Source organism: Marinococcus luteus (genome assembly GCF_900106595.1).
GTDB lineage: Bacteria > Bacillota > Bacilli > Bacillales > Marinococcaceae > Marinococcus > Marinococcus luteus.
In genome coordinates this window covers 83,049-96,913 of record NZ_FNNC01000004.1, presented here as the reverse complement: position 1 = coordinate 96,913, position 13,865 = coordinate 83,049, and the positions used below count along the sequence as shown (strand labels likewise).

The following is a 13,865-nucleotide window of genomic DNA, read 5'->3' as shown; positions in this document are numbered from 1 at the left end:
CGATGGTGTCCCCTCTCCCAAACGAAAATTTCGATGTAAAACGCTTTAGAACAGGGTTAGTGTATCGTAACTTCCCCCCAAGGTCAAAAGGAAGCCGTGTGAAAACCCCTTCATCTATGTAAATATTGGATAATAACGACTATAATAAAATAGAAAGAATTCAAAGGAGGACTATAATGAAAATATTTGCCGTATTACTCACAATGAGGGATGAAGAAAAATCGCAAAAGTTTCGCTCGCAGCACTTGAAATTTCTCGAAGATGAAGAGCTGAACGGAAATGTGCTTGCGTATGGACGTTTCGTCGACGGTGCCGGCGGCTTAATCATGTACCGCGGAGAGGAAGAGGAAGCTGTCCGGGAAATTGTGGAACAGGATCCTTACATACAGCTTGGCGCCCGGGACTACCATATGCATGAGTGGGATATGAAATCACATGTCTGGACGAAAGGAAAATAATACTTATGAAAAAAGCTGCTTTCATCGGACTTGGAAACATGGGCATGCCGATGGCCGTGAATATTTTGAATAAAGGGTTTGACGTTTACGGGATCAATAAAGGAAACGAAAAAGAAGACCGTTTTCAGGAAGCCGGGGGCACTGCCGGCATTACTCCGGCAGAGGCAGTTGGACAGATGGATATCATTATGACCTGCCTCCCAAAACCAGCGCATGTAGAAGAAATGATGCTCGGTGAAAACGGCGTTATTACAAATGCTTCCCCCGGACTTCTTGTAATTGATTTCAGTACCGTATCTGCAGAGCTTCATGAAAAAATTGAAGCAGAGGCAGCGCAAAAGGGTGTAGATTATCTGGACGCTCCGGTAAGCGGGGGTACTACAGGGGCAGAAGCTGGGACACTTGCTGTCATGGTTGGCGGAAGCGAACAGGCTTTTGAAAAAGCCGGGCCAATCTTTGAAGCAGTGGGAAAAAATATTACGTATGCCGGCAGCATCGGCAAAGGCACAAAAGTGAAGTTGATTAATCAGTATATGGTAGGTATGCATACTGCAGCGGTAAGCGAAGGGTTAACGATGGCGGAAAAAGCAGGAGTTGATCTGGAAATGCTTCACTCCGTTATCACAAACAGCATGGGGCAGAGCAAAATCTACGACCGGCACTATACAGAATTCATTCATGAAAATAAAGAGGAACCCGGATTTGCTCTGGAACTGCTTTTAAAGGATCTTGGGCTGGCCAAGGAAATGAGTGATCGTGTCGGAGTAAGCCCTAAAGCAGGAAAGGAAGTTCTTTCTTTATTCGAAGGGGCAGATCGTGAAGGGTTTGGAAAAAAAGACATGAGCAGCCTGTTTTACTTCGTGAAAAACAACGAAAAATAAAAAATATGTAGACACGGAACCTGCCTTCCTAAGTGAAGGCGGGTTCTTTACGTTTTACGAATGCATAGCTTCAGCAACGGCCTGCTCAAGACGTTCGTCAAGGGAATGCAGGCGGGTGAAGGCCTCATCTTCAGTGATAGTCCGGTAGTGATGACGTCCGGAAGGCTCTTCATCGAGTTCATCTGCATCGGCAACTACCTGCTGCAGCGGGGTCCGCTGAATATTGGCAGCCGGGAGATACGAATCGGTATGAAGTAAAACAGCCATACTGACTTCCTTTGCCCGTGAAGGCTCTTCGCCGAGCCGGATTAAGAGCTTGTGCGCCCGTTCTGCTCCCTTAATAGCGTGAATGTCATTCGTCCGGTATTCTTCGAAGTCCCATTTTCCGTTTTTGTAAAAAAGGTAATGGCCCATGTCGTGCAGAAAACCGGCTTTTACAGCTAAATCAACATCCACATTTCGTTCTCTGGCAAGCTCTAATGCTATATCAGCCACGCGAATGGCATGGGCAAGTCCGGAACGGCGGACATATTTTTGAGTAATAGGGTGTTTGTAAATATCAATCATCGTCACTCTGCTCATTGGTGCTCCTCCTTTATAGATTATTTTGCAAAAGGGGCCCCGGCCAATGAAGGCTGAGGACCCTGTGGAAGTATCGCAAGTTTTAAAGATATTTTTAATAGTATAATAACTATGCGCTCAGAATGCAAGGAAAATGAAAGATTAACTAACATTCAATAATTATTTGAATATGAATATTAATTAGCAAAAAAATAGCGGAAAATAAAAAAGATGGTTGGTAATATGTATATTTAAACGTATAATTAAAACAAGAAAAAAATTCCATTAAATAGTGACTATTTGATTGATTTTTTCGCAAAAAATAATAAAGGCAGGGACAATATGAAAAAAAAGTTAGGTATTTGGACCTTAGCTGCTGTATTAACTGTCACCTCGGGATTAACTGCGGCGGAGGCAAAAGCGGAAGAAGGAAAAGAAAGTGATCTGGCATCAATGACGACTGGTGGACACACATTAACACTTGAAGGCAGCATGCCGCGTTTTACATATGATTCGGGACTTAATTTCAGCTATCCGGAGGAAGGGGTCAAAGGAATATATGTTACTGGTCATTCTGCGGGGGGCGCCCGAATGGATGAGTTAATCGATCTCATTGACTCGACAGATTTGAACGCCATGGTAATAGACATTAAAGATGATCACGGAAATTTAACGTTCAGCGTGCCGGAAGGATCGGATCTGCCTGATATAGGAAAAAATATGATTAAGGACCCCGAAGCGCTGATGAAAAAACTGGAAGAGCACGATATATATCCGATTGCCCGCATTACAACTTTTAAGGATAATGTACTCGCGGAAAAGCATCCGGAATATTCGTATCAGACAAGTAGCGGGGATACATGGTCGAATGGAAGCGGGCATATGTTTACAAACCCGTTTATGAAAGAAGTATGGGATTATAATCTTCAAATAGCGGAAGAAGCAGCCAGGCTCGGCTTTCAGGACATTCAGTTCGATTACATCCGCTTTCCGGAAGGGTTTGAAACGAGAGACGATCAGCTTACATATTCCACAGGGGATTACGATAGCGGCGATGACAACGTACAGGAAAGAGTAGATGCTGTTACGGAGTTCGTCGCCTTTTCTGAAGAAACGCTTCAAACAAAGTACAATGTAAATGTATCGGCGGATATCTTCGGTTATTCCGCTACCCAGGAACGGGCGCCGGGCATCGGCCAGGATTTTCGGTTAATTTCTGAAAATGTAGACGTTATCAGCTCCATGATTTACCCAAGCCATTGGGGAAGCGGCTATTTTAATATCGACAAGCCGGACACAGAGCCGTACGAGGTTATCGATGCCTATGCGAAGGCAGAAACGGAGATTTTATCGAGTCTCGATGAGCAGCCGACAACCCGGCCATGGATTCAGGACTTTACAGCCAGTTATTTAGGAAGCGGTAATTATCTGCAGTACGGAAGTACTGAAGTGGAGGCGCAGATTCAGGCGCTGCAGAATAACGGTATTGAAGAGTATCTGCTGTGGGATGCCCAGAACACCTATTCCAAAGGTACAGACTATACGCCGTAAAAAGCAGAATCAAAGGGGCGGGAGTTAAAAACCGCTCCTTTTTGCTGTATGTAAGGCTGAGAAAGAGCAAATGCAACAACGTCCCACCGTGAGGTCAATATGCCGTAAAGAGCGCTCCCGAGCGTCTTAAATAAGTACTGAAGGCACTTACTATATACAGACTTTCGCGTTATAATGTATGTAATACAAATTTGGGGGTCATTATGTCTAAACTAAACTGGTACGAAAAGTTGAACCAATACTTTCCAGTTGAAGAGATGAAGTCAAAAAAGCACATGGAAGTTCTGTTGGATGAAAAAGGTGATATTTACCATAAAGATGAAGGGCCTCTTCATGTTATGATGTATGTAGAGACCGAGGAATTTGTTTTTATTGATTATTTGTTAGTGTCGAAAGAAGCAAGAGGGGAAGGGCTCGGGCAGAAATTACTTGATAGCCTTAAAAGTAAGAATAAACCGATTATTCTGGAAGTGGAGCCTCTCGATTATGAAGAGAGCGATACGACAAAACGATTTCGTTTTTATGAAAGAGCCGGCTTCCGTCAGGCGAAGTCCATTGGCTACAGCAGAATTTCCCTGGCAACCAACGAAGTGAATACGCTCGAAATTTTATACTGGTCCCCGGACGATGCCTCAGAAGAAGTTATTTATGAAAAAATGAAGCATACGTACAAAAACATTCATACGTATAAGGATGAAGAAATTTACGGAAAAGCTTATCAGGACGTTACGGAAGTGCTTACGTATGATGACAAAGACGAATTAAAGAACGCTTAGAAAGGAGGGCGAAGAGGTTATGAAAAATGCAGTTGCAAAAAAACGCAGGAAAATGAAAAGAGAAGTACTCAGAGACATGCTTAAAAAGAACCTCAAGGGCCTGAATAAAGAAAAATCGCCCGAAAAGGGCGTTCCGACTCCTTCAAGACACACCGCTTAATACAGTGCATGCGCAGCTCAGATGGGCTGCGCTTTTTTGTGCCGTAAGGTTTAAGGGTCCGGCTGCAGTGGAACACTCTTACCTGTAAAGAAAAAATTGGAGGGTTCTTGATGCAGACACATCAACTGTATATTAACGGAGAATACGTAAACGCTTCTAGTGATGAATATATTGAAATTGAAAATCCGGCGACGGAAGAAACTATTTCCCGCACCGTAAAAGCGACAAAAGAGGATGTAAATAAAGCTGTGGCAGCCGCATCTGCTGCTCAAAAAGGGTGGGAACTGACACCAAATATCGAACGAGGAAAAATTGTCCGGGCCCTCGGAGATAAAATAGAAGAAAACAAAGACCGGTTTATTGATCTTCTTCAGGAGGAGCAGGGCAAAGATTACGGGCTGGCAAGCGGTGAAGTGGATCTTGCCATTGATTATTTCCGCTATATGTCCGAGTGGGCAAGAAGAATTGAAGGAGAAATCCTGCCAAGTGACCGACAAAATGAGAATATCTTCATTTACAAGAAACCTATAGGCGTTGTGGGCGGTATTGTGCCGTGGAACTTTCCGGTGTTCATTCTGGCCAGAAAAGTAGCAACAGCGCTGGTTACCGGCTGCACGATTGTGCTGAAGCCGAGCCAGCAGACGCCAAACACTGCTGTCGAATTCACGAAGCTTATCGATGAAATGGATGAAGTACCAAAAGGGGTTTACAACCTGATCACAGGCACAGGCTCAGAAATTGGAAATGCTCTTGCTTCCCATGAAGATGTAGACATGATAACAATGACAGGCAGCGTGCCTGCAGGAACAAAAGTAATGGAAGCTGCGGCGCAGAACATTACGAAAGTTAATCTCGAACTCGGCGGGAAAGCACCCGCCATTGTAACGGCGAACGCAGATATTGATACTGCAGTGAAGCATATTACAACCTCCCGGCTCGCTAATAATGGCCAGGCCTGTACGAACGCAGAGCGGGTGTATGTGCATGAAAGTATCGCTGAGGAATTTACCAATCGCCTGCAGGAAGCGTTCGAACAAACAACAATGGGAGACCCGCGCGCATCCAAAAATGCTGACGTCGGCCCGCTCGTAAGCAAAGACCGCCTCGATGAAGTGCATGCGATGGTGGAAAGTGCTAAAAAAGATGGTGCGAAAGTGATCGCTGGCGGTGAACCAGGCGATCAAAAAAAAGGTTATTTTTATAAGCCGACGGTGATCAGCAACGCCCGGCATGACATGGAAATTATGCAGGAAGAAATTTTTGGTCCGGTTATTCCTATCGATACGTTCCAAACGCTTGATGAAGCAATAGAAAAAGGCAACGATACCGTCTTCGGTCTTTCTTCCTCCGTTTACAGTGAAGATATGAACGAAATTATGAGAGTGGTAAACGAACTGCGCTTTGGCGAAACGTACGTTAACCGGGAAAATTTCGAAGCTGTGCAGGGCTATCACGCCGGCTTCCGGAAATCCGGACTTGGCGGCGCCGACGGCAAACACGGAGTGGAAGACTTTTTAGCCACCCACGTTGTTTATATGCAGTACAACAATGAAAAAAATTAAAGAAATTTGGCTGGAGGGTGAACCTCCAGCCGTTTTCTTACGTATACATAATAAGGGCGGAAACAATTAAATGAGTTGTTGAAAAACAAAGCAGGTAATTGAGAATCGTTCATTTAAAGTAAAAAGTGAACAGTTTAAATAATTTGTCACAAAACGTTAACAAATTGTGCGCTTAGAAAGTTTTAAAACCATGGTGAAGAGGTATAAATAAAGTATTGTTGAATTAAAGCCCAAAAGTATAATCATTCACAAACCAGTTAAAACCTCTTTTCAAATTAGAATAATTATTGTATAATAATCTTGTGACTAAAAAGCAGAGAATATTATACGTTGTTTTCGCCCATTTTACTCCCAAAGTCGGGGAAGGAGAGATTTGTTAACATGGTGACATTGCTTACATCTCCAAGTTGTACATCCTGTCGGAAAGCGAAAGCATGGTTGGACGAACATGAGATTGCTTATAATGAAAGAAATATTTTTGCGGAACCATTAACAGTGGATGAAGTAAAAGAAATTGTCCGTTTGACGGAGGACGGTACCGATGAAATCGTTTCCCGCCGTTCAAAAGTATTTCAGGAATTAGACGTGGAAATGGAAAGCCTTCCATTGCAACGCCTTTTCCAGTTAATCAGCGAACATCCCGGTCTTTTGAGACGGCCGATCATTTATGATGATAAACGTTTACAGGTAGGATATAACGAAGCTGAAATCCGTCGTTTCCTTCCAAGAAAAGTCCGTACTTTTAACTTGATGGAAGCGCAAAAAATGGTAAACTAAAAAGAAAGAAAAATTTCGGCGCCTGTCGGGATTTTTCTTCTTTTTATAATTACGCTTTGTTTTGCTAAAATGAGTTTCTTTCCTTGACATGGGTGTGATTTTATCTGAAAATATAAAACCAAACTAGTGTTAAATTATTGATGCTCCGCTCCCTCAACGAACGTTGCATCCTGGGATGAGCACAACTCACAAAGGGTCCAGTATGGCGCTATGATTAAAAGGATTACTATATGTTATTGTTAGGGTATAGTATTTCATAGTAAGTAGAAGACCGACCCTAGCTTGAGGAGGGAGAAAAATAGTGGAAATCGAAAGAATCAACGAGTCGACAGTGAAGTTTTACATTACGTACACGGACATCGAAGACCGCGGCTTTGACCGGGATGAGATTTGGTATAACCGTGAACGTGGAGAAGAATTATTCTTTGATATGATCAACGAAGCTCACGACTTAGAAAACTTTGAAATAGAAGGACCTTTATGGATTCAGGTACAGGCACTCGATCAGGGCATGGAAATCGTAGTTACCAGAGGACAGGTTACCGATGGAAATGTGAAGCTTGAAATTCCGGTATCAGAAAACAAAGAGGAAGCCCCGGTGGACGATAACATCGTGGATATGCTTGATGAACAATACCGCTCGTCTAAATCGGACAGAAATGGCTCACTTGAGTCTGAAGATCTGGAAATCGTTATTTCCTTCCAGGACATGGAAGATTTAATCAGCCTGAGTAAGGCCTTCCATGTATCGGATGTTCACAACGAAGTATATTTCTTTGAAAATCGGTATTATCTTTATTTAGTATTTGATCAGCGTTATACAGAGGATGAACAAGACAACATGGTAAGTCATGTGCTTGAGTATGGAAATGAATCCGACCTGTCCATTTTCCGCATTCGTGAGTATGGTACGACAATTGCGTCTGAATATGGTCTTCAAACCTTCAATGAAAACTTCTCATAAGTGTGTGTCTCTAAAAGGCTGGCGTGTGACGCTGGTCTTTTATTTTTATTTTATATAAAATCCCCGCATTACATCCCCCGGAAAGGCTGATATTCATGTTTAATGCCCTCATCGCGAACGGCCGGGCAGTTTCAAGCCTGGATCCCGCTATTTATCCCCCTTACTACTGCCCGGATTGCGGGCACGAAGTACATCTGCGTAAAAAATCAAATGCCCGTCCTCATTTTGTTCATTCCCGGCGTACTGACTGCCGCCTGCTTGTTGGAGAAACCGAGGAGCATACTCAGGGGAAAACTCTGCTCGCCAGCTGGCTTAAAGATCAAAATCTTTCTCCTGTTATTGAGAAGCAGTTCCCGGAGGAAGGAAGAAGAGCGGATGTATTCGTTCAGTGGAATGGGCGCAAAGTGGCTCTGGAAATGCAAAGAAGTACGATTGATTCACCGCAGCTTTTGACGAGAAGCCGTACATATACAGAAAAGGAAATCATTCCACTTTGGTTTTTTGTTCCGAAGCTGGTGCAGCGAAAAAAAGCCGGGCGCTGGTTTTGGAATGAAGCGGTATGGTCTTCAATATTTTCCGGATATTTTAATGCGGCGCCTGTGCTGATACCATCTTCCCGGGAGCTTTTAATCGTGCAGCCGTTTTTTGAAACTTCGCCCAGGCGTATAACAGCCCGTGCCTTAAGGTTCCCGCTGGCTGCCGTAAAGCTGGAGTATTTTTTCACCCCTATGAAGCTGTCATTTAGCTGTCTTGATGAAATACTGGAACATAAAAACAAGTGGCGCTTTTCGTCTTATCAATTTACAGGGTGCGTACAGTATTGGGCCATCCTGGAGATATATACCCGATACCTCTCTCATGTTAGTATGCATCCTGCGGACCTGGGCTGGCCGACGCCATATTGTTATGTTTTCCGGGGGCCTCCCCTCGTATGGCAGACCCTGCTGTTTTACCGGATTATTCATCAAAAAAACGCTTCTTTAAAAGATATTGTAAATTCAGTGCAGAAAGACCCGCTGCTTGCTCCGTTGATACGCTCTGGTCTGCGTGCAGAGGTTTACCTGCGTCAGGCGGTTTGGCATTTTTTGCAATGGCTGAAGGCCCGGAAGGCGGTTTATTTTCACCACGGGCACTGGCACTTGAAGAAAGATCTGCTGCCTGAAGCATCGGCGGAAACGGGATGGTCGCAGGACCGCAGCGTTGCTAGAATATTTACGGCCTATATCAAAAAGCTTGAAGCAGAAAAACGATTCATTGGAACAACTGGAAATAGTTCGATACAATAGGGGAGAAAGATAAAGGGAGGTGCGTTCCATTGAGTTCATCTGCTGTAGAACAACTGCCAAAACGCGAAGAAATCAGTGAACAGTATAAATGGAATTTAGAGGATATTTTTTCAAGCAATGAAGAATGGGAAGAAGAATTCAAACACATTCAAAGCCTGATTCCGGCAATCGAATCTTATAAAGGACGCCTTGGAGATTCGGGGCATATGCTGTATGAAGCCCTTCAGCAGCAGGATAAAATTACAGAGCGGTTCAGCCGTTTATTTGTTTATGCGCATATGCGTTATGATCAAAATACAAATGAATCGCTGTATCAGGGGATGGAGGATCGTGCAAGAAGACTGGCGAGCCAGCTTGGACAGGCGACGGCTTTTCTCGTGCCGGAAATCCTGACTATTCCTGAAAAAACGATTAAAGCATTCTATGAGGAAGAGCCGGAGCTTCGGTTGTATGAACACGCACTCGATGCCATCAATAAAGAACGCCCCCATGTGCTGACAGAATCAGAAGAAGCACTGCTTGCCCAGGCTTCTGAAGTGATGGCTGTGCCGGGAAACACTTTTGGGATGCTCAATAATGCAGATCTGGAGTTTCCGTCTATTAAGGATGAGAACGGAAATGATGCCCAGGTGACACACGGGCGCCTGCTGAACTTTTTGGAAAGCGACAACCGTCGTGTGCGCGAAGAAGCTTTTAAAGCTGTCTACAGCACATACAGCAGGTTTAAAAATACAATTTCAAGCACGCTTGGCGGGCAGGTGAAAAAGAATACGTTTAACGCAAGTATTCGTAAATACCGTTCGGCTAGAGAAGCTGCGCTAAGCAATAATCATATTCCGGAAAAAGTTTATGACCAGCTTGTTTCGACCGTTCATGACTATCTGCCGCTGCTTCACCGTTACGTAAAGCTGCGTAAGCAGGTGCTTGAACTCGATGAGATTCATAACTATGATCTTTATACACCACTGGTCAAAGACATTGATATGAAAATGACGTACGAGGAAGCAAAAGAAACCGTTCTTAAAGCGCTGGAGCCGCTGGGAAAAGAATATACAGAAACGATTGCCGGCGGGTTTGAAAAAGGCTGGGTGGACGTTTATGAAAACGTTGGAAAACGGAGCGGAGCCTATTCCTCCGGCGCATATGGGACAATGCCATACATTTTAATGAACTGGCAGGACAGTATTAATAATGTATACACGCTGGCCCATGAACTCGGGCATTCAATGCACAGCTATCTGACTCATCAAAATCAGCCGTATCCTTATGCTGATTACACCATCTTCGTGGCAGAGGTAGCTTCTACTGTCAATGAAGCACTGCTTACCCGTCACTTACTGGCAAAAACGACAAATAAAACAGAAAAGGCGTATTTATTGAACCAGTACCTCGAAGGCTTCCGGGGAACGGTTTTCCGCCAGACAATGTTTGCTGAATTCGAGCAGTTAATTCATGAAAAGGCAGAAGCAGGGGAAGCACTGACTCCGGATCTGCTGAATTCCCTTTATTATGAGTTGAATGAACAGTATTTCGGGCCGCACATGACACTCGATGATGATATTGCGCTTGAATGGGCAAGAATTCCTCATTTTTATATGAACTTTTATGTATATCAGTACGCCACCGGCTACAGCGCTGCTGCTGCTTTGTCACAGCAGATTACAGAGGAGGGGGAACCTGCGGTGGAACGCTACCTGCAGTTTCTGAAATCCGGGAGTTCGGATTATCCGATTGAGGTTCTGAAAAAAGCAGGGGTCGATATGACTACCTCCAGACCGATTGAACTGGCAATGAAGTCCTTTGAAGATACCTTGAATGAACTGGAAGAACTGCTGCTTCAATAAAAAAATCCGCGGAGATGTAAAATATCTCCGCGGATTTTTATTTTTTCAGGTAAAGGAAGGCACATACTCCCAGTAGGCTCCATTTTTTAGTGGGACGTGCTTCATTTTTCTCATCAGCACAAGCTGTTTCAGCTGCTTTTCAGCCTCTTTTTCACTCCAGTCGAATACGACAGAAACCTCCTTCGTCGTAATTCGCGGATAGCGGGAGAGGAACTTTTCAAGCGTTAATGAGTGCGAAGGCTCCGGTACGTGCCCGAGCATGTCGGAGAGGATTTCTTCATAGACCTGGTAGGGGTACAGCCCGGAAACCTTCAGTCCTCCATCTTCAACATGATCGTTAAAGAACACGAATGCTGGGGCCTGGTCGACCTCCATCTCGCGGGAGGTTCTGATATCACAATTCAGGGCTTTCCGGGTACAGGCAGAATGTATATCGCGCTGAAATTCTTCAATATCCAGGCCGGTAGCTTCCGCGATCTGGACAAGCGTTTGTTCCGTGGAGATGTCCCGGCCGTGCAGAAACAAATTCTCTCTTATATTCCGGAAAAAAACCGAAGCCAGCTGCTTTCCCTGCATTTCTGCTGCTTTCATGGCGAGTGCAGGAATGTAAGCAGTAGGAGCCGAGTGTTTCAGCCACACGCTTCCGTCTGCCGGCATGCCGGTCCGGGTAGCCACTTCCTCATAAAACAAGGCCATTTCTTTTTTCATATCTTCTTTCACTGGCTTCTGTTTCTCTTCACTCCAGCATTCAATGTTTGAAGTGAGCAGGAGCTTTGGCGTGAAATAGTGGCCATATTCGATGAGCAGCTTTTTTAATACAGGTTCAAATGCCCAGCACTCCGGGCATAATGGATCCATAAAAATATATAATTCAAGCGGCTTTTTCGATAAATGTGTGTCGGTAGACTGCGGCAGACTGCAGGAACCGGAACTGTCATCACAAAAAGAAAAATGCTCGTTGCCCATGACCAGTTCACGCTCCTTTCGTTATGAATTTTCTTCAGTAGTATTTATCATGTGCTGTGCTGTCACCACAAGCCGCTGAAACATTTCCTGCCTGACATCTTTTTCCATATTTATTTCTTCCATCGCTTCATCCATGCATAACAGCCAGGCCTTTGCCCGTGTTTCCGTAATTGGAAACGGGAGATGACGGGCGCGCAGGCGGGGGTGGCCGTGTTCTTCTGTATATAAAGGCGGACCGCCTAAAAATTGGGTCATAAACTGCTTTTGTTTACGGGCAGTTTCTGTAAGGTCATCCGGAAAAATAGGAGCCAGGTCCGGATGATTGCCAACCTTCCTGTAAAACGTATCAATAAGTTCGGAAAGTTTTTCTTCGCCAAGCTTATCGAAGCTTGATTTAAAAGCTGCCATTGTAAGCCTCCGGAACAACGTTTTAACGTTTATGCCTACAAAGGCAGAGCACTAGCGCAAAACGCAATTATTATATTTCAGTTTTTATTCTAGCAATGAGACCCGGCAACCGCAAATATTTTGAATGACATACGGCTGCCGGGGCAAAAAAACAACCCCGGTACGGGATTGCTTTTTCGGCTTATACAAGGTCCTGATAGTTGGCGAGCACATTTGGTACGTATTTTTGGGTTTCTTTAAACGGTGGAATACCATCATATTTATCAACGTTGCCCGGACCGGCGTTATAAGCGGCAAGGGCAAGCGTTTTGTTGCCATTGTATTTATTGAGCATGTCTCTTAAATAGCGAATTCCTCCGTCAAGGTTTTGCTCGGGGTCCATCGGGTCTTTTACTTTAAGCATAGAAGCAGTGCCAGGCATCAACTGCATCAGCCCCATGGCGCCGGCATGGCTTTTAGCATCTGGATTAAATCCGGATTCCTGCTTTACCAGAGCGCGAACGAGTTTGCTGTCTACGCCGTATTTTTCCGATAAACGCTCAATCGTCTGCACCACCCCTGAGCCTGAAGGTTGTTCAGGCGAAGAAGAACTTTCAGAGGCGGCAGCCGTTTCCTTTTTTGCTTCTCTTGCGGCAGGTTCGGCCGGAGTATTGGATGTTTCGTCTTCTAAATGGCTGAAATAACTGTTGGCACTCAATGGATTTAAGAACAATGAAGAAGAGACCGGGCTGAATCCGCTGCTGTTCTGTTCGGACATGATGGACTGGGTTGATTTCAGGGAATCGTATAAAAAAGAGCCGAAACGCCCGGCAGCAGAAGCTGTCTGCGAAGGGATGGACGGCTGGCCGTTACCCGCAGCTGCATTGGTTGAAGATGGGAAAAGAGAGGAAGAAATCGTCAAAAAAATTCACCTCACTAATAAAATTCAGATAAGAAAAATATACCAGTATTTCAAATGAAGAACAATATGTGTATGTTACTGTTTTTTATTCTGCTCCCGGCTGCGTTGAAAAAGTCGTTCAATTTTGTTCGGTGTGCTGCGCAGAGGAAATTGATGTTGATCAGCCAGTTCATTCATCCATGCAGAAACATCTTTTTCACTCGGTCCTTCTATTTCGAGCTCATAGTCCGTGACCCCCAAATAATGGCTCCGGTCAAAAAAGATTTCTCCCTCGCGAAAAGACTGGGAGGCCCGGTAAGTGATCAGTGTACCTATATTTTCAACATGTATGGAACCAATCAGTGCCTGAAGACGGCCGGAAACGTCACCGGCAGGAAGCGTGCCGGCTGTAATAGCCTCCTGGGCTTCCTGGGCAGTGACAGCCTGATTCCATTCGGTGAGACCTTCCGGGGCCGGTTCTTTTAACGTTAAGGTGTATGAGTTGCCCCGTTCGCGTATACGCAAAGCAGATTTGCGGGAGCGCAGGTCGAAGCTGCTGGTATCAAAGTATGTATTTTTCTGCGAAGAAAAATCACTTTCCTGAATTGCGAAGTCAGCTGTAAGAGAGGAAAACTCCTGCTCCGTTAAAAGATTCTTCGCTTCAATTTCCTGTTCTTTCGCCATGGTGAATCGTCCTTTCTAATACCGAATTACTGGAAAAACGCTATGCATTATCTTATCATATGGTTTGCGCTCTGTCTGTGTACATAAGTTATGATAAAATTAGATAC

At 44.5% G+C, this 13,865-nt stretch carries 15 protein-coding genes; 10 read left to right on the top strand and 5 right to left on the bottom strand.

Translation table 11 applies throughout. The annotated features are described in order from the left end of the window. Positions 1-176: 176 nt before the first annotated feature. Positions 177-458: a YciI family protein gene (locus tag BLV22_RS09690; RefSeq protein ID WP_091614523.1), complete on the top strand. Its 282-nt coding sequence runs from the start codon at positions 177-179 to the stop codon at positions 456-458. A 5-nt stretch (positions 459-463) separates the two neighbouring features. After that, complete coding sequence (locus tag BLV22_RS09685) at positions 464-1,339, top strand: NAD(P)-dependent oxidoreductase (RefSeq protein ID WP_091614520.1); 876 nt, start codon at positions 464-466, stop codon at positions 1,337-1,339. Between the two features lie 54 nt (positions 1,340-1,393). Here the strand turns inward: BLV22_RS09685 and BLV22_RS09680 are convergent, their stop codons facing one another. Continuing rightward, positions 1,394-1,921 (bottom strand): HD domain-containing protein, encoded by a 528-nt coding sequence (locus BLV22_RS09680; protein WP_091614518.1) that lies wholly within the window; start codon positions 1,919-1,921, stop codon positions 1,394-1,396. Between the two features lie 321 nt (positions 1,922-2,242). Between BLV22_RS09680 and BLV22_RS09675 the strand changes: the two genes are divergently transcribed. From BLV22_RS09675 to pepF, 8 genes are all read left to right on the top strand, one after another. Beyond that, positions 2,243-3,451 (top strand): putative glycoside hydrolase, encoded by a 1,209-nt coding sequence (locus BLV22_RS09675; RefSeq protein WP_091614515.1) that lies wholly within the window; start codon positions 2,243-2,245, stop codon positions 3,449-3,451. A gap of 203 nt (positions 3,452-3,654) precedes the next feature. Further along, entirely contained in the window at positions 3,655-4,227 is a 573-nt protein-coding gene (locus tag BLV22_RS09670; RefSeq protein WP_091614512.1) for a GNAT family N-acetyltransferase, read from the top strand. Positions 4,228-4,246: 19 nt separating this feature from the next. Further along, complete coding sequence (locus BLV22_RS15050; protein WP_022795166.1) at positions 4,247-4,387, top strand: hypothetical protein; 141 nt, start codon at positions 4,247-4,249, stop codon at positions 4,385-4,387. A gap of 110 nt (positions 4,388-4,497) precedes the next feature. Further along, positions 4,498-5,949, top strand: a complete 1,452-nt coding sequence (gene aldA, locus BLV22_RS09665) for an aldehyde dehydrogenase (RefSeq protein ID WP_091614509.1) — start codon at positions 4,498-4,500, stop codon at positions 5,947-5,949. Between the two features lie 381 nt (positions 5,950-6,330). Next, positions 6,331-6,726, top strand: a complete 396-nt coding sequence (spxA, locus tag BLV22_RS09660; protein ID WP_091614507.1) for a transcriptional regulator SpxA — start codon at positions 6,331-6,333, stop codon at positions 6,724-6,726. A 301-nt stretch (positions 6,727-7,027) separates the two neighbouring features. Next, positions 7,028-7,690 (top strand): adaptor protein MecA, encoded by a 663-nt coding sequence (mecA, locus tag BLV22_RS09655; RefSeq protein ID WP_022795163.1) that lies wholly within the window; start codon positions 7,028-7,030, stop codon positions 7,688-7,690. 95 nt (positions 7,691-7,785) lie between these two features. Continuing rightward, positions 7,786-8,976, top strand: a complete 1,191-nt coding sequence (locus tag BLV22_RS09650; RefSeq protein ID WP_091614504.1) for a competence protein CoiA — start codon at positions 7,786-7,788, stop codon at positions 8,974-8,976. 29 nt (positions 8,977-9,005) lie between these two features. Continuing rightward, positions 9,006-10,820 carry an oligoendopeptidase F gene (gene pepF / locus BLV22_RS09645; RefSeq protein WP_091614501.1) on the top strand — a complete coding sequence of 605 codons (1,815 nt, stop codon included), beginning with the start codon at positions 9,006-9,008 and terminating at the stop codon, positions 10,818-10,820. A 45-nt stretch (positions 10,821-10,865) separates the two neighbouring features. On the opposite strand, the gene BLV22_RS09640 is transcribed toward pepF, so the two are convergent. The 4 genes from BLV22_RS09640 to BLV22_RS09620 all read right to left on the bottom strand — a co-directional run bounded on the left by BLV22_RS09640 (position 10,866) and on the right by BLV22_RS09620 (position 13,758). Next, entirely contained in the window at positions 10,866-11,786 is a 921-nt protein-coding gene (locus BLV22_RS09640) for a ClpXP adapter SpxH family protein (RefSeq protein WP_091614498.1), read from the bottom strand. A 21-nt stretch (positions 11,787-11,807) separates the two neighbouring features. Next, complete coding sequence (locus BLV22_RS09635) at positions 11,808-12,194, bottom strand: globin domain-containing protein (RefSeq protein ID WP_091614495.1); 387 nt, start codon at positions 12,192-12,194, stop codon at positions 11,808-11,810. A 181-nt stretch (positions 12,195-12,375) separates the two neighbouring features. Then, a complete protein-coding gene (locus BLV22_RS09630) occupies positions 12,376-13,095 on the bottom strand; it encodes a lytic transglycosylase domain-containing protein (protein WP_245724066.1) in 720 nt (239 codons plus the stop codon). 75 nt (positions 13,096-13,170) lie between these two features. Then, the gene (locus BLV22_RS09620) at positions 13,171-13,758 is read right to left on the bottom strand and encodes a CYTH domain-containing protein (RefSeq protein WP_091614487.1); all 588 of its coding nucleotides are present in this window, start codon (positions 13,756-13,758) and stop codon (positions 13,171-13,173) included. Positions 13,759-13,865: the final 107 nt, after the last annotated feature.

Bases quoted from the DNA above. Each gene is read 5' to 3' on its own strand.
- BLV22_RS09690 (WP_091614523.1), top strand. From the start codon at position 177: ATGAAAATATTTGCCGTATTACTCACAATGAGGGATGAAGAAAAATCG.
- BLV22_RS09685 (WP_091614520.1), top strand. From the start codon at position 464: ATGAAAAAAGCTGCTTTCATCGGACTTGGAAACATGGGCATGCCGATG.
- BLV22_RS09680 (WP_091614518.1), bottom strand. From the start codon at position 1,921: ATGAGCAGAGTGACGATGATTGATATTTACAAACACCCTATTACTCAA.
- BLV22_RS09675 (WP_091614515.1), top strand. From the start codon at position 2,243: ATGAAAAAAAAGTTAGGTATTTGGACCTTAGCTGCTGTATTAACTGTC.
- BLV22_RS09670 (WP_091614512.1), top strand. From the start codon at position 3,655: ATGTCTAAACTAAACTGGTACGAAAAGTTGAACCAATACTTTCCAGTT.
- BLV22_RS15050 (WP_022795166.1), top strand. From the start codon at position 4,247: ATGAAAAATGCAGTTGCAAAAAAACGCAGGAAAATGAAAAGAGAAGTA.
- aldA (WP_091614509.1), top strand. From the start codon at position 4,498: ATGCAGACACATCAACTGTATATTAACGGAGAATACGTAAACGCTTCT.
- spxA (WP_091614507.1), top strand. From the start codon at position 6,331: ATGGTGACATTGCTTACATCTCCAAGTTGTACATCCTGTCGGAAAGCG.
- BLV22_RS09650 (WP_091614504.1), top strand. From the start codon at position 7,786: ATGTTTAATGCCCTCATCGCGAACGGCCGGGCAGTTTCAAGCCTGGAT.
- BLV22_RS09640 (WP_091614498.1), bottom strand. From the start codon at position 11,786: ATGGGCAACGAGCATTTTTCTTTTTGTGATGACAGTTCCGGTTCCTGC.
- BLV22_RS09635 (WP_091614495.1), bottom strand. From the start codon at position 12,194: ATGGCAGCTTTTAAATCAAGCTTCGATAAGCTTGGCGAAGAAAAACTT.
- BLV22_RS09620 (WP_091614487.1), bottom strand. From the start codon at position 13,758: ATGGCGAAAGAACAGGAAATTGAAGCGAAGAATCTTTTAACGGAGCAG.